Source organism: Rhizobium sp. Root1204 (assembly GCF_001424965.1).
Classification (GTDB): domain Bacteria; phylum Pseudomonadota; class Alphaproteobacteria; order Rhizobiales; family Rhizobiaceae; genus Pararhizobium.
The window spans coordinates 32421-50451 of record NZ_LMCZ01000003.1; the positions used below are offsets into that span (position 1 = coordinate 32421).

The following is an 18031-nucleotide window of genomic DNA, read 5'->3' on the forward strand; positions in this document are numbered from 1 at the left end:
GCGAATCGCCGCAACAAGGCGTCGAAACGAGGCGAAGGCATAACCACTATCGTCGCCGCCAAGTCGGCTAACGCTGTTATTTAGACGCGCTCCATCGCCGGCCTTAAGCCGACATGCCAATAAAGCTTCACCGGAGATAAGCCCAGGCACTCCCCTGCCTCCCATTGGCCTTTTTGAATGGAATCAAAACCGGCGCGCATGATCTCGGCGGTATATGCGCCGACATTGATCGTCAGAGCGATGATCGCCACTGTGATCGCCGAAAACGAGAAGCCAAGGCTCGACAGGCCAAAATAGACGAGAAAAATCTGCACTACGAAGGGTGTGTTGCGGACAAACGACGACATTGGCAATGCCTTTCTCCTCCTCAATAGTCATGAACATCACGCCCTTGGCACTGCCCGGCTTCTGACGGACGAGAACAAGGCCTGATGTCGTCAACCATCGCCCGTCTCGCGCGGCTGTTGCATCAGCGCAGGTGACGATGTTTCGGCGGGTGAGATCGTCGCGCAGGAAGCTGACCGGATGGGCACGCAACGTCACACCGGTATGGCCATAGTCCTCCACGACATTGGCACCTTCGGTCGTCTGCCCAAGCGCCACATCCGACTCCTGCAGTTCGCTATCGCAGCTAGGAATACAACCAATTTAGGCCAGGCTCAGGACGAGATTGTTGAAAATTTTCGTGGTTACCGGAGTTGGCGATCCGGACGGCGACCAACCTAGCCTCGGCGCCGGCGAATTAAAAATCTCGCACTCGCGCGCGACCCGCGTGCCAGTTCTCGTATATGGAGGAGGCATTCGTGTCCCGGCTGCAAAGAAGAGCGCACCGGCGGCCGCGAACCCGGCGAACAGAAGAAACATCGCGGGCCCTCCAAGAATGCCAAGCGTCGCGCCCCCAAGCGTCGGCCCAACAAAACTACCAATTGTCGAGATGGAATGAGCGCCGAAGTAGCTCCCTCTGTTTTGCGCGCTCGAGATGCCGTCAACCAACATGTACTCTGAAGGGACGATAAGGATTTCGCCGGCGGTGAAAATCACCATCGAAATTGCGAACCCCGCCAAGCCCGTAGAAACTAAAAAGCCCACTTGGCTTACCAGAAGCAGAATGCACCCCGTCACGAGTGCGCTCAACGCGCCCCTACGTTCAATGAAACGTCGGGCAAAAGGATTGCCGCTCAAAACGACCACACCGTTGATCGAGACAAGATAGGCAAAGATTTCAACACCGCCCGCCAAGTTGTCAGCGAGGTATGGCGCTAGCGTTGCCGTCCATTGCCCATGCACCGCAATGAGCAACGTGCCACCACCAATGAAGTGGAGCAAGCGCCGGTCGCACACCGCGGCCCTGATACCTGCGATCAACTGCACTGGCTTGGGAGGGTAACTGCCGGTGCAAATAGATGATGGCAGATTTAGCAGTTGCAGGACGAACGCGAGCGTTGCGTAGACCGCGGCGGCGGCAAGAAAGAGCGGGGTGGAGACAATGCCGGCTGCAATGCCGAGCAGAGGACCGATGGCCCAACCAATGTTTGATGCCGTGTAGCGCCATGAGAAGTATTTAAGGCGAACAGGCTCGGCACACAGGTCACTCATCAGGGCGCGCGAAATCGGCCCGTAGATTGAAATTGCGACAGCAGCAACGCATTGGGCGAGACAGAATACGAGTATCGTTTCCGCAAGCCCCAATGCGACCGTTGCGAGTGAGAGCGTAATCAGGACGAGCGTCAGCATCGCCTTGCGGCCCGTTTTATCTGAAAGCGATCCTACGAACGGCCCGGCAAGAGCCCCTATCAAGGGCCCCAAACCTAACAGAAACCCAATCATTGCGGGGCCAAGGCCGAATGTCTGCTGCAGCTTTATTGCAAGGAACGAGAAGGTCATTGCCCTTGCAAGGGTGACAATTCCTGTTCCTGCAATAAGAAACAGGACGCCGTGCGGTATGCCTTTCCGCTTGTCCATAAAATCCACTCATCTTTTTGGCAGTTTTGAAGCCACGGCGACCTCCCCGCATGTCTGATTCCCCTATAGCTCCGCATCTAGGCTGCAATGTTAGAATAGATGGCATGCAACGCGTACTATCGGATCGGAGAGCAAATGCGGCTGGCACTATCATTGTCTGATATTCAGGCTGCCAAGGAACGTGGGGAACTGAAACCGGCACTCTGTCAAATCTGCACGCGCTATGACCTTTCGCATATTACTTTCCTTGTTGTACGCAACGGAGTTAATTCGACGCGCTATCCGTTCTACTGCACGACCTATCCGGCGGCTTGGAGCGAAGCCTATTTGACCCGAAACCTTTTCGAGATAGACCCGGTGATCGACATCGTTCGCGCGGGTCATTTGCCGGTGGACTGGTCCTCTCTCGATCAGAAGTCTGCGCAGGTACGCCACTTCTTTGAAGAAGCCCGTTCTCACGGAATAGGCCCCAATGGCCTAACGATTCCCGTTCGCGGGGCACATGGAGAACGCGGTCTTTTTTCCGTGGCTTCAGATCGTTCCAAGCGGGACTGGTTAAGCCTATGTGCTTCGAGCACCCACGACCTGCATATTCTTTCTCATTACCTCCATGAGACGGTGCTTGCGGTAACAGGGCTTCGAAGGGCCGCCCGCTACAAGGAACTGTCGAGGCGGGAAAGGCAGTGCCTTCAGTTGCTTGCCGCTGGCAAGATCCACAAGCAGATTGCAGCGGCATTGCAAATTTCGGAGAGTTCCGTGCGCCTCTACCTTCGGTCAGCAAGAAACAAGCTCGGTGCTTCCACGAGTCATCACGCGGTCGCCAGGGCAAGTTTCCTGGAGTTGATCAACCTCTAACGGTGCTTCGTTTTCCTGCAGCCTTGGTCACGGCAACCATAGCTAGCTTTTCTGGTCGCCAGTCAACCTAGAGAATCCGACAGATTGCGGCATCCTCCGCCGAGGTCCAAAAATCGTAGCCAGAAGTTCACGAATGGCAGAGGAAGACGGCGCTCGCTAAACCATCTCAATTCGGGAGATGGTCAGCACCACCGTCGACTTCCAACGGAGGCGATGATGTTTGATCCGCGCGCAATTGAACTTTGGCGACAGGCTCCTCGGCTAACGTCGTTTGCTGCGTTCTTCGAGAGAACGGCCAGCGGTAAGGGAGGCGCGCCGGACCTTGCAGAGCCACAGCCGGATTTGAGCCTGCTTGATTATGACGTCGATTGTGCAGTCTTTTCAGATACGCATAAGCGTCTGTGGGGACACTTTGACAGCCATTACTTTGCCAGTATCCCATATCGACTCGAAGAGGAATGCAGGCTGGGCGCCGCAATGCTTGCGTACGCACTGAGGGGTTGGGCGCGCAACGCTTCTCCAACGACAATCTATACCCTGGGCACCGGGACCGGTTGCCTCGCACGAGCGCTAGCAGCACTTGGTGGCGGGCGCATCAAGACGCTTTGCTGCAGTCCGACGGCGGCGAATCGAGAAGCTTTCCTCGGGAACCGGGGAAGCGAGCATGCACATTTCTTCCTTGGGCCCTTCTTCGAACTGGACGGCGACCGTTACGCAACCGATACCGACCTCCTGCCGTTTCGGAACGGTTTTGATATCCTCTTCGAGGACACGACATTTCAAATGTACGATCGGGATAGGGTGAAGCAACTGGAGTTCATTGCCCCTCGCATTCGGCATGGTGGTGTCCTTGTACAGGTACAAAAACTAGCTCACCAGGACCGCGATCTCTATGACGAGCGGGAGCGCCAGAAAGATGAACTATTCAAAACCCGGTATTTCTCGACGAGCCACATCTCCGAAAAGAAAGATGAAATCCTGAATACAATGACGGATTTTCAGGTCGACTTGCAGGCCACGGCGAGCGCGCTGAGATCGTTCTTCCGCTACTCCGTGCTGACGTGGAACAGCGGCAACTTCTACACTATCGCGTCCTCCAACTCCCGGGCATCAATACTAGCGCTCGTATCGCTGATGACAAAGCCAGCGATACCCCCCGCCTACTGCTACGAGCAACTGCCGGCCGCGGTCATCGATACGGAAACAGACCCTCTTGGCCCCGAACTTCTGTGGCGCGGCGCCGACATGATGGCTTCGCTCGCGTCGAAACGGCCGGCGGCGGCGTGACATGAGCCCAGATCGATCGACTGGATCAGGTGAGCATTGCAGCGCAATCGATGTGCAACGCTCACTATCCTCTTTGATACCGCATCTGGCCCCCTACTGGGCACGCCCTCTTCGCGCATATGCGTCCACTGTCTACGAGGCCGAGCCTTTCCATTCGGAAAGTTCGGTGCGCGATCATGCCATGGATCTCCTCCGCAAGTCCGTCGAGAACGCGGCGCGAAGGTCAGGCTTTGGGGATGAGGAGGCGCAGCGGGCTGGTCGTGAATTGGTGGCGTCGCCGGTGCTGCAGACCGGCCCGCATTGCCTGCTGCTCTTCGAACCGGACGCGTTCTACACCCATTTGTTCAGTCTGCTGGGTTTGCAGGCCCAAAAACGGGAATGGCACATCACCTATTTCGTCTCGACGACGACGTTCAAGGAGACGGCAAAAAAGGGTGCCGGCTGGCTGCGCCTCGAAGACACCCCCCTCAATCTCTTCGGGCTCCCCCGGAGCCGGATGGATGGCTGCAGTATCGGCTGTTTGAACGGTCCCTACCGCTTCGCTCTTTCGAATGCCAAAGGCGAGGCCGCGCCGAATGCATCCGCTGCTCGCCTCCTTGCCGAGCTGCCTTCCGATACGTTTCCGTCCGCGGCGGAAGCGATCAAGACAGCCAATCAAGTTCTCTGGCACCGCAGATTTTCCACTCAGGTGAAGCTGCTTCAACTCGATGATTTCGATATTGCCGACCTGATTGCCGACCACCTCGAAGAGGCGGGATCATGGATGTCGGCGCATTTTATAGGAGATGGTGCTGTCGCTGAATCAATATTGAACGCGATTGACCGCCTGAACGCAGGTCCGTGGGTCGGTTGGATCCGCAGAACGACCGATCTCTTCTGGCGGGTGGAAAAGGACAGAGTGGTCCCATTGCGCCTTCAAGACAGCATTCTCAGGGCCAGCGGATCATCGAACTTCGAACTGAAGTTCAACCCGAACGAGCTTGCCGCAGCGCTTCGACAGCGCGCAATCCTCCCCAGCCTGTTCGTGGCATTTCTGGTGACCTCGATCCTACCCGGTGTGAGAGTTCTCGGGGGTTGCCGCCAAACAGTCTATTTTCCGCTCATGCGGTATCTAACGTCGATCGGCGTTGAACGGTCTGGCGATCTCAGCCTCCTGAAAGCACTCGAGGAAGACGATCGACCCGGCCTATGGGGGCACCGCGTCTTGAAGCCGGACAACAGCGATCCGTTTCAGGAGATCGAACGAGCGGGGGGCGTCTCGCCCCTTTTATCGAAATATGCTGACAGCTCATTGGCACAATCCAGCGGCGATTTTGCAAGTTTTACGAAGGACCCGATTTGGGCCGAGCTGTCAGGGCACATTGCGGCTGGCACAATCACTCGCACGTCCAATGAATGGGAGTGGTCCGGATCCTGATCAAGAACGAATTCAGGTAGTCTGTTGCCCTCGCAATTTTGATGAGATTCCGTCTGTTCGAATGGATTTCCGGCTACGAACTCAGTCCGGCGTTCGAGAAATTTGATCGTGGAATAGCTGCCATGACCGGCACATGGCGATCTCTGGAACGCAATGTGAACCAGAAACGCTCCCCCTACGTTCGATCCCTGAAACGAACGCCGACACCGCCGCCGTTCTCGGGGATGAACTCTATCCCGGCGCTTTCCAGAGCCAACCGGATCGCCTTCAAATTCGCGGTTGTTAACGTGGTGCGTCCCTCTTCCACCTCTGCGCGGCTTACGGTTGCGACTCCGATTCTGGCTGCTTGCGCGAGATCCTTCGCACTCCACCGGACCAGAGCACGTGCCGCTCGTATCTGCGCGCCGGTGATTTCTTTGTTATCATGTGATTTCAAATTGATCATCTTAAGATTGTTTGGTAGAGGTGATTTGCCTGAATAAAAGTTTGGGCGGCCACACCCGATGTTGCTGCACTGGGTGAAGCCTAACCACAATCAAGCTGTTTGGGAGCTCGGATCATGGCTGATTCTGAGAATAGCAGAACTTTGCCCACAATCATCCATGGAAACTCCTCCCGGCTTCCGAGTGCGGCAGACCTCACCGTCTGAGCGATAGATCCATCGCTTCGCGGGCGCGAAAGCGTGCGTGGTGGAGAGCTCAATCACCGCGGCCGGCTCATAAAAAAGAAGGGAACATAATAATGCCATTACTGCATCGACTCCGCACGACCATACTCGCCGCAAGCCTCGCTACGGCACTGTGGCCAGCGTTTCTCGGGACAGCCGCTTTCGCGGAGGAGCTGCGTATCGGGACGCAACTCAAGCTGATGACGCTCGATCCGCATTATGCGGACCTCAACGAGAACAACTCTCTGCTTGCCCATATCTACGAGCGTCTCGTGAATCAGGACGCGCAATTGAACCCTCAGCCGGGCCTTGCCGTTTCGTGGAAGCGGCTCTCGAAAACGCAATGGGAATTCAAGTTGCGGGACGGCGTCCGGTTCCATGACGGTTCGCCCTTCACTGCACAGGACGTCATTTACTCGATCGAGCGCGTCAGGGATTTCCTGAAGCCGCCAAGTGGTGGTTTCCAGTCATATACGCAGGCGATAAAGTCGGTCACGGCGCCTGATCCATTGACCGTCGTTATCGAAACGAGCAGCGACGTCCCGACGCTTCCGCTCTCACTAACCTCCATTTTCATCATGGCGCACAAGGCTACCGGCTTTTCGACCACCGAGGAGCTCAATTCCGGAACACAGCCCAACGGGACCGGACCTTATAAGTTCCTGAGCTGGCAATCGGGCGAAGTCCTCAGCCTGGCACGGAACGACGGATATTGGGGTGGGGTACCTGCCTGGTCGGACGTAGCTTTCCGGGTCATCGAAAGCCCTGCGGCGCGCGTCGCCGCACTAACGACCGGAGACGTCGATGTCGCGGACTACATTCCAGCGCGCGACGTCGAAGGGCTTGAGCAGCGCGGTATACAGGTCGAAAGCACAAGTGCCGCGAGGTCAAACTTCTTGCAGTTCGACATCGGCCGGGAGAAGCCGCCGGGTGTAACCGACAAATCAGGAAACCCGATCCAGAATCCTTTCCGGGACAAGCGCGTGCGTCAGGCTCTGACAATGGCGACGGACCGCGCCTTCGTCGCCGATAAGATCCTCCTCGGATATGGAACGGCCGCAGCGCAGCTCTTTCCGACTGGATTGTCGGGAACCTCTGCGAACCTCAAGGTGGCGCCGCCGGACTACGCCGGGGCAAAGGCGCTTCTCGCAGAAGCGGGTTTTCCGGACGGCTTCAAGGTCGTGGTCGCTGGCCCGGCGGGACGATATCCCGGTGACGGCGAATCTTTGCAGGCCATCGCGCAAAACTGGGCCAGGATCGGCGTTAACGTCCAACCCGTCGTCGCCCCGTTCTCGGTTTTTGCCACGCAACGGTCAAACGGCGACTACCCGGTCTGGTATGGCGGCTGCTCCGGCGAGGCGGTGACGTTCTGCCTCAAAGCGGTTCTCACTTCTCCAGACACTGAGCGTGGGACGGGATCGCTGAACTACGGCAAATACAAGAACCAAGCGTTCGACGAGATGCTGGAAAAGGCCATGTCCATGGAGGACGGCCCCGATCGGAACGCAGCGCTCGCTGGCGCAACGGAATTTGTCATGGCCGACTATCCGATGCTTCCGCTCTATCATTTTCACTTGATCGTCGGGCACGGGCAGAAAGTTGGCTCCTACGCGGTACATCCGCGTGGATGGACAACCGCCATGCAGGCCGTTCCCTCGGAAGAGTGAGGGCACATTCATGATGAACGTTGTCTTTGGAAGGCTTTCTCAAGCCTTCCTTCTCCTCCTCGTCATGTCGTTGATCGGGTTTGTCGGCGTCCACAGCGCCGGTAATCCCGTCTACAACATCGTCAACATCGAAACAGCAACCGTCGCAGATATTCGCAATGCGACGATTGCTCTCGGATTGGATCAACCGCTCTGGCGGCAGTACCTTCTCTTTATGGGCAACGTCGTCACCGGTAATTTCGGTTCGTCCTACGTCTATCACCTGCCTGCCTTCGGGCTGGTAATGAGCAAGCTGCCTTCGACACTGGAACTTGCCACCACCGCCATGTTGGTCGCGGCTCCCTGCGGGACCCTGCTCGGCCTGCTGGCAGGTCGAAATCATGGTGGGCTAATCGACCGCGTAGTCCTCAAGGCAAGCGTCTTTGCGCTGAGTATTCCATCGTTCTGGCTGAGCATGGTGCTCATCCTGATCGGCGCAATCACGATGGGCTGGTTTCCGTCGGGTGGCCGCGGACCAACGGTCTCGTTGGGCGGCCAGGAATGGAGCTTCCTGACGCTCGGCGGCCTGCGGCAGCTGACACTCCCCGCATTGGCCCTCGCCATTCCGAACACCGCGCTTATCGCGAGGCTTGCAAGGGCCGGAACGCTTGAGGTGGAAAGCCAGGATTTCGTCCGGTTCTGCAGGGCCAAAGGCCTCTCCCCGCGCCGCATCCTGTTCAGGCACACGCTGCCGAACATCAGCATCCCCATCGTGACGATCGTGGGGATGCAGTTCGGCGGAATGCTGGCCTTCGCGGTCGTGGTGGAAACCATCTTCGCGTGGCCGGGCGTAGGCAAGCTTTTAATAGACTCTATTCAACTCCTCGACAGGCCAGTCGTGATGGCAACCTTGACCTTCATCTCCGTCGCCTTCGTCGGGCTGAATGCGCTCGTCGATCTTTTCTACGCCGTGCTCGATCCGCGGGTGCGTCTTTCCCGATAAAAGGAAGTTCCATGAAGGCCGAAACAATCCGTGCGCTGTGGAAGCGCCCGCAGGGGCACCGAATCCGGTTGTCCACATTGCTGCTTGCAGCCTACATTCTCCTTGCGTTGGCGGCGCCGCTCATCGCACCGCAAAACCCCTATGACCCGTTGCAGATCTACGGATGGGAAGCGTCATCGCCTCCCGGAACCTTGAGCGGTGGCGGCTACACTTATCTACTTGGGACGGACGGTCTCGGGCGAGACATTGTCAGCTCCATTCTCTACGGTCTGCGCATCAGCCTCGTCGTCTCCATCACCAGCACCGCCATTGCAGCTCTAATCGGCCTCACGGCAGGGGTCAGTGCAGCATACTTCGGCAGATGGGCCGATGCCGTCATCATGCGTATCGTCGACCTCCAGCTCAGCCTCCCGACTATCCTTGTAGCCCTCATCGCCATTGTCACGCTCGGACCGGGGATCGATCGCATCATTCTGGCGATCGTCATCGTGCAGTGGGCAACCTATGCCAGGGTCATTCGAGGTGTTGCGTTGAGCGAAATCGGCAAGCCCTATCTGGATGCAGCGCGCCTCCTGCAGTTACCCAGGAGGCGCGTCATCTTTCGGCATCTGCTCCCAAACAGCGTGGCCCCGGCGATCACGTTGATCCCGATCGAATTGGGGCATGCCGTGGCGCTCGAAGCGACCCTGTCATTTCTCGGGCTGGGCGTGCCAATCGACAAGCCCTCGCTGGGATCCACCGTCGCGAGCGGCTTCCAGTACCTGTTGACCGGCCAATACTGGATCAGTCTGTTTCCCGGCCTTGCACTGTTCGGCCTTATCGCAAGCATCAATTTCGTCGGCGAGGACGTCCGCCGCCGCCTGGATCCAAGGGGCCGTTCGATATGACAGAGCACAGTACCCAAGAACCCTTGCTGGTCGTCAGCAATCTCACCCTGAACTATCGTGCGCCGGCAGGTTTAACGACAATCCTGCGCGATGTGAGCCTCAACCTTCAGCGTGGCGAAATCCTGGGCATTATCGGTGAATCCGGAGCCGGAAAGTCCACGCTCGGTAATGCGATCCTCGGCTTGCTCGCGCCTGAATTCGAACAGACGTCCGGCACGATCCTGTTCGACGGGGATGCACTCGATGGCATGGACGAGCGGAAACGGGACGCCATCAAGGGGCGGAGGATATCCGCAATCTTCCAGGACCATACCGCCTCGCTCGATCCGCTGATGACCATTGGCGCTCAACTCGAAGAGACAATTTTCGCCACCAACGCCCATATTTCCGGTCAACAGGCTCGTACACGCGCGGTCGATTTGTTGACCCGCGTAGGCATTCAGAATTCCAATGAACGATTTCACAGCTACCCTCATCAGTTTTCCGGAGGCCAGCGCCAGCGTGTCGTCATCGCCATCGCGCTCGCAGGGAAGCCCGACATCATTGTTGCCGACGAACCGACCTCGGCGCTCGACGCAACCGTCCAGAAGCAAATTCTCGAACTCCTCCGCGAACTCGTGGAGGAAACCCGCGTAGCGATCATTCTCGTCACACACGACATGGGCGTCGTCTCGGAAATCACGGACAGGGTGGTCGTGATGAAACACGGGGAGATCGTGGAACAGGGCGCCACATCGTCGCTCCTGGATGCGCCTCAAAAGAACTACACGCGCAGCCTTCTCGCCGCCGTTCCAAGACTGCGCATGGCCGGCGCCGAGGATCGAGAGGAAACCGCCGAAGGCCTGGACATCACGGCCTCGCAAGATGGCGGGGCGGTATCCGGCACGACACCGATCCTCAGCGCACGCGGAATAACGAAGTCCTTTTCCGGGCGCGGGCTCGCGTGGGTCCATAAGAACTCACCGAAACCCGCACTTCAGGATGTTTCCCTTCAACTGGAGCACGGCTCGATTATCGGGATCGTTGGCGAAAGCGGCAGCGGCAAGAGCACGATAGGCCGGATCATCGCAGGTCTGGAAACCGCCGGCGAAGGACGGCTCGAGATCGATGGCACGTGTTTCGATATTTCGCGGGCCGGATCGCGCAGTGGCCTGCTGGGAAAAGTCCAGATGATCTTCCAGGATCCGGCGGTATCGTTGAACCCGCGAATGTCGATCGGTGAGACGCTGCGGGAAAGTGTCCGGTTCGGCACTCGCAGGACGGCTGATGAACCGTCGGCCGTTGCGGTGATGATGGATCGGCTCGGTCTGTCGCTAAGCCTGCTTTCCCGGTATCCGCATCAACTCTCCGGGGGGCAGAAGCAGCGCATCTGCATCGCGCGCGCCCTTCTCGCCAGCCCGCGGATCATCGTCGCTGACGAACCTACTTCGGCCCTCGATGTGTCTGTGCAGGCGGAAATTGTCACCCTGTTGAGGGAGAATGTGAGCGAACAGGGTATATCCATGCTCTTCATCTCGCATGATCTCGCTCTCGTGCAGGAGCTTTGCAGTTCCATCTACATTTTCAAGGACGGCAAGGTGGAAGACGCAGGCCCTTCGGAATTCATCTTCGCACATTCACAGAACCCGTACACGCGGAGCCTGATCGATGCACGCCCCCGGCGTTTCACGCACTGACGGCGGCATTGCGGCCTTAGAGCTGGAAATAATTGTCTTCTCGGAATTCGTTCAACTTCATCCACATCAACGCAGCGGTCACGCGCAGCGAAGGAAGGCTTACTCATGACGAACATGTTCACGATTGCAGTCACCGGACAATCTCTTATCAAACACGATATCCGCGGCGTGCATACGCAGGGATTTCAGGGCGTGCATGAAGTGCTGTCCCAAGCCGATTTTTCGTTCACCAACTTTGAAAGCACGATCCTTGGAAGTCATGGTGGATGGCCGCTCAAAGGGTCGTTCTTCGGATGCAGCCAGCCGGTTGTTCTCGACAGCCTTCAGGCGCTCGGATTCCAGGCGCTTTCGTTGTCTAACAATCATGCTTTCGATCTTGGTCCGTCCGGGATCCTTTCAACCTTGGAGGAGGTCGATAGGCGCGGCTTCCTTCATGCCGGCATCGGCCGCAATCACACAGCGGCAGCTCGCGCTGCAAAGGGTTCGTTTGGTGGCAGGAAGGTGGCCCTTGTCGCCATGGATGGAGGTCCAGGACCCGATTTCATGTACGCTGCAGACGCCGCCAACGGTCGTCCCGAGCGTCCGGGCGTGAACCGGCTAAGGCTGACCAAGGTGATAGACGTCGACACCGACACGTTCGAACAGTTGCGGACGGTTCGCGACAAGGTCGGCTACACGAGGATGGACCTGGGCAACGACAGCCAACCAGACGACGCCCCTCATGTCGAACTCGAAGCCGAAATCAGTATAGCTCGTGCAATTTTCAGACGCTCCGACAGGTTTGGACGAAATGTCAAAGTCGATGAGGACGACATGTCGCGAAACCTCACCGCGATCACGTCTGCGGCAGAGGAAGGGTGCCTGGTAATCGCCTACCTGCACCACCACCATTGGGCCTCGGACTGGTATCAGGTCCCTGAGTGGGTAGGCGCCGTAGCAAAAAAATGCATCGATGCGGGTGCGGCAATGTTCGTCAGCCACGGCGCCCCTGTTCTCCAGCCTGTCGAAATCTATCGTGGCCGACCAATCTTCTACAGCCTGGGCAATTTCATCTTCCACGTGAAATCCGAGAAATCGCAATGGCGGTCGCGGGAAGTGTGGGAGAGCGTTATCGGGTTATGCTCGTTCGACGGAGACGGCAAGTTTGCCGGTATGTCTTTCCATCCGGTGGTAATCGGCGTCAGCGAAGCGTCGAGCAGTGACGCCCTGGAACAGCGCCTCGCCCCCGAACTTGTACGCGGCGTTGATGCCGAGAGGATATTGCATCGCTTTCGAGACCAATCCGCGAGGTTCGGTACAGAGATCAAAGTATCGGATGGTACAGGGTTGCTAAAGTTTTAGCCGGAAAGAGCTTGGGCCGGAGCCAAATCGCGATATTCCGGCGAACGCGGATGAACGGATTTGAACTGACGCGCCATCAAATTGCGCGGTGAACGGAAACCATTTCGTGCTTAGCGCTCAAACCGCTCCAGCATGATCCTCAATTGTGCATTTTGCAGTTGAAGTTTGCGAGCCAACTGGTCGCGCAGCAGCCTGATCTCCTCATCGAGGTTTTGCACCTCATCGGGAAAAGTGGGCGCGCTTGTGGGAGGCTGCGGAAAGACTTCAACTGACTTGATTCCGCTGGCTTCCCGGCTCCGCTTTTGCTTCGAGCTCGGTCGCTTCTTGGAGGGCGAGAGTGTCAGTGCGTCGTGAGTTGGAGTGGCGGTGAAATCGGGGGCATCCGATAAGGCAGGATCAACGGCATTCCCGAGCTCGGCGCTTTCGAGGTCGACATTCCCCTGCACACTGCCACCTGCTTCTGCAGACGGCTCCAATACTGATCCCAGCGCATCGGTTTGATCGACAGGTTGCGGCTCCCCTTCTTTCAGGCGGTCACTGGAATTTGGCGTATTGTCGGGTGCCGCTTCGACAGGCTCGAGGCTCGCCGCCTCTTTCGATCCGTCGATGAGGCCGTCGCGTTGTTCTTTCGAACCCCCCAGCCTCGACGTCAGGCGTGCAAGAAATTTCCAAGGTGACGCCATTGTTATTCGACCTCGCGTTCTACCTCGCATGTAGGTTGCGAGCTTGAGCTTTGGCGGCGGCATGACCGCCGCCAAATCGCACATCGTGAGGAGTACAGAAATGCGGCCGGCGATGACCCCGCCTGGGATCAACCGAGGTTGAGCCGTTTACGCAGATCTGCATTTTCGGCACGAAGCTTCTCAGCGAGCAATTTGCGCAGGCGCTGGTTTTCCTCTTCCAGCTGCAGAAGATCCGCCATCTCGCCGATTTCAGCAGCCGGTGCTGGAATCGCTGCTTGTACAGCCTTCGGACCGCGTTTCACAGGTGCCTTCTTGGCGCTGACTGCAACCTCGATCGACTTCGGCTTAGGTCCTCTCGTCGGCTTGCCGCGCTTGCCAGCTGTGGTGTTCAAAACAGCTGCTGGTTCCGCCGCAACTTCGACTGACGCCGTTTCGGGTGCCGCCTTCTTGGCGCGAGGTTTACGCTGTTTCTTTGGAGCATCTGCGACGACAGAAGCCGGCGCGTCATTAATTGTTGTCGTGTCGTTTTCGTCGGCCATGATTGTCTCCTGTGTAGCCGTTGCAGTTGTCGGATACCCGATCGCTGGTGTCAACAACGGCCCTGTCCATTTGACTTTAGGTAAGGAGACCTCGCTGTCAGATGCTTTGTCTTGCTCGCCCGGCGTTAGGAATGGCATTGCCTCTTCCTGTACATCTCGCACCACTGACTTGAGATCCATGTTGCCCCAGATCGAGTTCGGCTTGGGATCGGTTTTTCTTCGCCCGGATTTGTACTCAACAACGAAACTCCGTTGAACCTTTTTCACGAAATGTAGCCTCGAAATTTCCGCGGTGATGTATCAGCGAAGTGTTTAGCAACGCAACAAGGCCTGCAGATAGCGATTGTTGCGTTGGCGGTCTAGACCCGAACTGCTATCAGGTCCTGTGCGCGCCGTCAGATGTCGCTGCCATAGATACGCCGATGCCGTTGAGGGCTTCGCTCATACCATCAATTGTCCCCCTCTCAGCCGCTAAGCGCCCGTCGATAGGCAATCGCCAATCCCCGTTGCGCCGAACTCAGAGACGGGTTCATGCGTATCGTGACAACGAACGCCGGTAGACAGGTATGCGCGACGACACCGTGCCAAAGGCGGCACGAACTTCATAGCCGAAGTCCCCCGCAGGAGACGGCTTGGAGCATTCTAGTTCCAGAGCCGGCGAAATATTCCGGCGAAGCGGCGAAACTCGCCCTCCTCATCCTCGAACCCTGCGTCCAGAGCACAGCACAGTAGGCGACCGCGGTCGCTGCTTCACTACCAAAGAGCGCGTGTGCCTGGCCAATGATAGCGTCACCGGCCGGATCGCCCTGATCGGCGAATTGAGGACTTGTGTGCTGCGGTCTATTGGACCGGAATGGATTGCGCGACACCAAAATCTCCCCGTCTCTGAAGTGCTTTTGAACGACTTGTTGGACGCTTGTCGCCACTGCACGGCGACTCGAAACGCTCATCGCGATAGCGCTGTTGCAGCGCGTCTTGCCGAGCCGGCAATGTCGATAGTATCGTCGTGAGGCTGTCGGATCCTCCGTGCGGCATGCGCTTGGCTGGGGACCGCGAGGAACCGGCCAAAAAGCGAACCGCTACGCGAACAGCAGGCGATCTTTGATTTTCCGTGTCACCTCGTAGTCTTCTGCCCACCAAGTCCTGTCGCCTGTGGCCCGTGGTGGTCTAGCGAGCTGAAGCTTAGTTTTCGCGGTCGCTGCTTCCTTTTGCGCAATTCTGAAATGATAGTGGTCGAAGATGCGGATCGCCTCTATCATGTAGGATACCGCGACCCGCCGATCTTTAAAGAGGAGGAGGTTTTCTCCATTCTGCCCGTCAGCTGGGTCGGAGAAATTATATGAGCCGGTGTAGACACGCGCCGTGGGCTTGTCGAAATCAATCACGATGAATTTGTGGTGCATCCGGTTGCCCACGTTGCCGGCGGTAGGTTCCTTCTTGAAGGGCTGCGGAAGATTCTCTGCCAGTTCGGCAGGAAAAACAGGAGCGACCTTGCCGTCGGGCAACTGCACGTCGATACCTCCAACTTCCTTGTCCGAAATGCCATAGACAAAAATCTCTTTGTCCTTAACAACTCTCTTGATTGCTTCGGTTACCGATCCAGGTGTCTGGTGCAAAAACGCAAGGGAGAAAAATAAGGATGATTTGGTCTCCCCTATGTCGGCAGCAACTTCGTTGAGAAGGGCATTGTCTCTGGAGTGCGGAGAGAATGCTACTTTTGCATCAACTCCAGCCAGTCCGAGGTCCGCCCATTCCGCGGAAGCCAAATTACCGAAAACGTCGGGATCTTCCGACGCCCAATAGCCGTCGAAGGCAAGAACGTAGGACTGGACGGCGGCCGGGCCATCGACCACCAGCGCGTTGTTGGACTGTACGAAGAAGCCGCGCCATGTGAAATTTGTCGAGCCACAGACGACCTTCTGAATATTGGGACCGTCGATGACGATCGTCTTGTTGTGCTGTAGGCTGCCCATATGATGCCGCTTAACATTGCCGCTGCCAGCCGATTGCGAGAGTCGCTCTGCTGCCTGGTTTTCACCTGATCCCGCTTTCTTATGCTCGCGGCTGTCGTCAATAATGATCTTGAGTTTATTGCCGAGCTTTTCGAGCCGTGAAACTACATCTGGTTCGCTAAGATCGTACGCCACCACCCGCACATCCGCGCCGGCCGAAATGGCCTGGTCGAGGGCCTCCAGAATGGCATGGCGGGCCTCGAAACCCATCCACGCCAAAGCATCTTTTGCCTTTGGGTGTGTTGGAACAAAACTCAGACCCTTGGCAGCCGATTTGGGGAGTAGCGTCGATATCTTACCAGCAGATTCATAGCGATCCACAAATGCCTGTGACGACACGAAGCCCCGCGTGTAGCTGATGTTCAACTGTCCTGGATAGGTTTCTCGTCGCAACTCAATGGCGGCGTGCTGCGGCTCTCCATAACTCAATTCGTCCCATTCGTTCATAAAGACCGGCGACACGCGATATCCAAATTCGCCCTCTAGTTCGGCATCGCGTGGAAAGTGAACCCAACGAAACTTCTGAATAGGTGATCTCAGAGTAGACATACGATTCGGGTCGACCTTTCCGCCAGGTCCCGGAAAGGCGAGGCGATTTTTGAGCGCGTAGAACCGGTCACCCTTAGGTTCCTTGTATTCGATGGCAAAACCGACAAACTCCTTGGGAGGCGTGCCTTCCTTCCAGTTCATCGCGACCAGGGTCATCCCGTCGCCTCGGTGCAGTTTGAGTGAAAAGAGAGCGGCACTGTTCTTGCCGCTGACCTGGAATTCACTTGTCATATTCCTCTCCCGAAATGACCATGTCGTTTGCGATTTGAATTCGTCTCTACGGGCATCCACGGACCTGGAATGCCTCGTTGAGAAGCGCTGCCAGTCTAATCCCGCCCCTGCCGAGTTGACGGTCGAGCATGCCGAGCCTCGACTTGCGGTATTGATCGTCGAGAACGATGTTCGCTGGCACTGAAGCAAGAAGCTGCTGGGCTTCAACGTGCGTTTCCTCGGCCCAGGCGATGACGTCGGCGCTGGCGCTGGCGGCGGCCTCTGGCGTTTTGAGCCATCCAGACTCAAGACGATCGACATATGCTCCCCATGACCAAGTCGTCTTTTGGATCATGGTGGCGTCCCAGGCGGAATGCAGATTTCCGTTGAACGGCAAGTTTCCATTGACTCCCTCTTTGGTGACAATAGTTACCGCGACGCCATTCCCTCCTCCAAACTCCTTGACCGTATGGAGTGGCTGATGCACATCGCCGACGAGATGCACGAGAAACCTCAGGGCGCGGGAACGCTCGGAGATGGGCCGATTAGCACAACCTACAACAAGCCGCTCTCGTTCAATCGCGGCGATGATGCAGTCGCCCTTACCCTGAATTAATTCGCAGTCCCGCTCGACAGAAAACGATTTGTCAGAAGCCGGGATTTCAACGAAGTGCCATCGAGCCGTCGTCCCGTCCCTTGCTCGCTCGTCGTCAGCCCAACTGGCGACAGAGCTTAATGACCAGCCTTTGCCAAGAATTTCGTCGACACCGGCGGCGGCAGCCGTCGACAGCCGATGTTGGGCGATCTCGGCGACAATGGAATGCCCCTCCTCCCCCCATGCCCAAGCGTGAGAGGAGAACGACAAACAAAGTGATACAATCAGAAAGATTCGCATCCGCAAACTTCCCCCTGGCAATCAACTAGCAGTATTATTATACCTGTTTGTGACAATCCCAAAGTGCGTGTGCCGCGCCAGGTCTATTGGTCAATCTGCATTTCAATCGATCCCGCGCGCCGCAGCCCCTGAGGGTGCATTTTCGGACAATGGCCGAAGCCGTCAGTTTCCCGTCGTTGCCCGGATCCACACGACCCTTCACCAATTTTCAAGATTGACCGGCAGGCGTGTGGTCGCCTTGGTGGGGTTCGAACCGCTGTCCTCCATTTTTCTGGACTCGACTCAAATCACTCGGAATGCTTCATTGCCGCTCGGAGGACTGAGCATGGCATATGAGTGGGACGAAGGCCGAGCGCGAAAAATGCGCCTGATTAAGTTGGCATCTGTGTGGGCATTGACCGC

The 18031-nt window shown here is 57.2% G+C and carries 14 protein-coding genes and 2 pseudogenes; 8 read left to right on the forward strand and 8 right to left on the reverse strand.

All coding sequences use genetic code 11. The annotated features are described in order from the left end of the window. Positions 1 to 86: 86 nt before the first annotated feature. The 3 genes and pseudogenes from ASC96_RS04675 to ASC96_RS04680 all read right to left on the reverse strand — a co-directional run. Positions 87 to 335, reverse strand: a pseudogene (locus tag ASC96_RS04675) (ABC transporter permease subunit); the annotation flags it as partial. Between the two features lies 1 nt (position 336). Then, positions 337 to 621: pseudogene (locus ASC96_RS33685) on the reverse strand (hypothetical protein); the annotation flags it as partial. 27 nt (positions 622 to 648) lie between these two features. Next, positions 649 to 1962, reverse strand: a complete 1314-nt coding sequence (locus ASC96_RS04680; protein WP_060501887.1) for an MFS transporter — start codon at positions 1960 to 1962, stop codon at positions 649 to 651. 123 nt (positions 1963 to 2085) lie between these two features. On the opposite strand from ASC96_RS04680, the gene ASC96_RS04685 reads away from it, so the two are divergent. The 3 genes from ASC96_RS04685 to ASC96_RS04695 all read left to right on the forward strand — a co-directional run bounded on the left by ASC96_RS04685 (position 2086) and on the right by ASC96_RS04695 (position 5521). Then, a complete protein-coding gene (locus ASC96_RS04685) occupies positions 2086 to 2817 on the forward strand; it encodes a LuxR family transcriptional regulator (RefSeq protein ID WP_060502056.1) in 732 nt (243 codons plus the stop codon). 216 nt (positions 2818 to 3033) lie between these two features. Next, positions 3034 to 4104 carry a class I SAM-dependent methyltransferase gene (locus ASC96_RS04690; protein ID WP_060502057.1) on the forward strand — a complete coding sequence of 357 codons (1071 nt, stop codon included), beginning with the start codon at positions 3034 to 3036 and terminating at the stop codon, positions 4102 to 4104. 181 nt (positions 4105 to 4285) lie between these two features. Next, positions 4286 to 5521, forward strand: coding sequence for a hypothetical protein (locus ASC96_RS04695; protein WP_060502058.1), 1236 nt, complete (start codon positions 4286 to 4288; stop codon positions 5519 to 5521). A gap of 175 nt (positions 5522 to 5696) precedes the next feature. On the opposite strand, the gene ASC96_RS04700 is transcribed toward ASC96_RS04695, so the two are convergent. Next, complete coding sequence (locus tag ASC96_RS04700) at positions 5697 to 5966, reverse strand: helix-turn-helix transcriptional regulator (protein ID WP_060501890.1); 270 nt, start codon at positions 5964 to 5966, stop codon at positions 5697 to 5699. A gap of 296 nt (positions 5967 to 6262) precedes the next feature. Between ASC96_RS04700 and ASC96_RS04705 the strand changes: the two genes are divergently transcribed. The 5 genes from ASC96_RS04705 to ASC96_RS04725 all read left to right on the forward strand — a co-directional run bounded on the left by ASC96_RS04705 (position 6263) and on the right by ASC96_RS04725 (position 12741). Further along, the gene (locus ASC96_RS04705; RefSeq protein WP_060501892.1) at positions 6263 to 7855 is read left to right on the forward strand and encodes an ABC transporter substrate-binding protein; all 1593 of its coding nucleotides are present in this window, start codon (positions 6263 to 6265) and stop codon (positions 7853 to 7855) included. A 10-nt stretch (positions 7856 to 7865) separates the two neighbouring features. Beyond that, positions 7866 to 8837 carry an ABC transporter permease gene (locus ASC96_RS04710; RefSeq protein WP_060501895.1) on the forward strand — a complete coding sequence of 324 codons (972 nt, stop codon included), beginning with the start codon at positions 7866 to 7868 and terminating at the stop codon, positions 8835 to 8837. A gap of 11 nt (positions 8838 to 8848) precedes the next feature. Further along, entirely contained in the window at positions 8849 to 9724 is an 876-nt protein-coding gene (locus ASC96_RS04715; protein ID WP_060501897.1) for an ABC transporter permease, read from the forward strand. Continuing rightward, positions 9721 to 11400 (forward strand): ABC transporter ATP-binding protein, encoded by a 1680-nt coding sequence (locus ASC96_RS04720; RefSeq protein ID WP_060501899.1) that lies wholly within the window; start codon positions 9721 to 9723, stop codon positions 11398 to 11400. Before ASC96_RS04715 ends, ASC96_RS04720 begins: the two co-directional genes overlap by 4 nt. 105 nt (positions 11401 to 11505) lie before the next feature. After that, the gene (locus ASC96_RS04725) at positions 11506 to 12741 is read left to right on the forward strand and encodes a CapA family protein (RefSeq protein ID WP_060501902.1); all 1236 of its coding nucleotides are present in this window, start codon (positions 11506 to 11508) and stop codon (positions 12739 to 12741) included. A gap of 110 nt (positions 12742 to 12851) precedes the next feature. Here the strand turns inward: ASC96_RS04725 and ASC96_RS04730 are convergent, their stop codons facing one another. The 4 genes from ASC96_RS04730 to ASC96_RS04750 form a co-directional block, all read right to left on the reverse strand. Next, positions 12852 to 13424 carry a hypothetical protein gene (locus ASC96_RS04730; protein ID WP_156397389.1) on the reverse strand — a complete coding sequence of 191 codons (573 nt, stop codon included), beginning with the start codon at positions 13422 to 13424 and terminating at the stop codon, positions 12852 to 12854. Between the two features lie 128 nt (positions 13425 to 13552). Then, positions 13553 to 14230 carry a hypothetical protein gene (locus ASC96_RS04735; RefSeq protein WP_060501906.1) on the reverse strand — a complete coding sequence of 226 codons (678 nt, stop codon included), beginning with the start codon at positions 14228 to 14230 and terminating at the stop codon, positions 13553 to 13555. An 812-nt stretch (positions 14231 to 15042) separates the two neighbouring features. Further along, positions 15043 to 16755 (reverse strand): phospholipase D-like domain-containing protein, encoded by a 1713-nt coding sequence (locus tag ASC96_RS04745; RefSeq protein ID WP_060501910.1) that lies wholly within the window; start codon positions 16753 to 16755, stop codon positions 15043 to 15045. Positions 16756 to 16801: 46 nt separating this feature from the next. Then, entirely contained in the window at positions 16802 to 17629 is an 828-nt protein-coding gene (locus ASC96_RS04750; protein WP_060501912.1) for a S1/P1 nuclease, read from the reverse strand. Positions 17630 to 18031: the final 402 nt, after the last annotated feature.

Excerpts from the sequence above, each read along its gene's own strand:
- ASC96_RS04705 (WP_060501892.1), top strand. The coding sequence starts at position 6,263 with ATGCCATTACTGCATCGACTCCGCACGACCATACTCGCCGCAAGCCTC.
- ASC96_RS04690 (WP_060502057.1), top strand. The coding sequence starts at position 3,034 with ATGTTTGATCCGCGCGCAATTGAACTTTGGCGACAGGCTCCTCGGCTA.
- ASC96_RS04745 (WP_060501910.1), bottom strand. The coding sequence starts at position 16,755 with ATGACAAGTGAATTCCAGGTCAGCGGCAAGAACAGTGCCGCTCTCTTT.
- ASC96_RS04680 (WP_060501887.1), bottom strand. The coding sequence starts at position 1,962 with ATGGACAAGCGGAAAGGCATACCGCACGGCGTCCTGTTTCTTATTGCA.
- ASC96_RS04720 (WP_060501899.1), top strand. The coding sequence starts at position 9,721 with ATGACAGAGCACAGTACCCAAGAACCCTTGCTGGTCGTCAGCAATCTC.
- ASC96_RS04725 (WP_060501902.1), top strand. The coding sequence starts at position 11,506 with ATGACGAACATGTTCACGATTGCAGTCACCGGACAATCTCTTATCAAA.
- ASC96_RS04700 (WP_060501890.1), bottom strand. The coding sequence starts at position 5,966 with ATGATCAATTTGAAATCACATGATAACAAAGAAATCACCGGCGCGCAG.
- ASC96_RS04730 (WP_156397389.1), bottom strand. The coding sequence starts at position 13,424 with ATGGCGTCACCTTGGAAATTTCTTGCACGCCTGACGTCGAGGCTGGGG.
- ASC96_RS04695 (WP_060502058.1), top strand. The coding sequence starts at position 4,286 with ATGGATCTCCTCCGCAAGTCCGTCGAGAACGCGGCGCGAAGGTCAGGC.
- ASC96_RS04750 (WP_060501912.1), bottom strand. The coding sequence starts at position 17,629 with ATGCGAATCTTTCTGATTGTATCACTTTGTTTGTCGTTCTCCTCTCAC.
- ASC96_RS04710 (WP_060501895.1), top strand. The coding sequence starts at position 7,866 with ATGATGAACGTTGTCTTTGGAAGGCTTTCTCAAGCCTTCCTTCTCCTC.
- ASC96_RS04715 (WP_060501897.1), top strand. The coding sequence starts at position 8,849 with ATGAAGGCCGAAACAATCCGTGCGCTGTGGAAGCGCCCGCAGGGGCAC.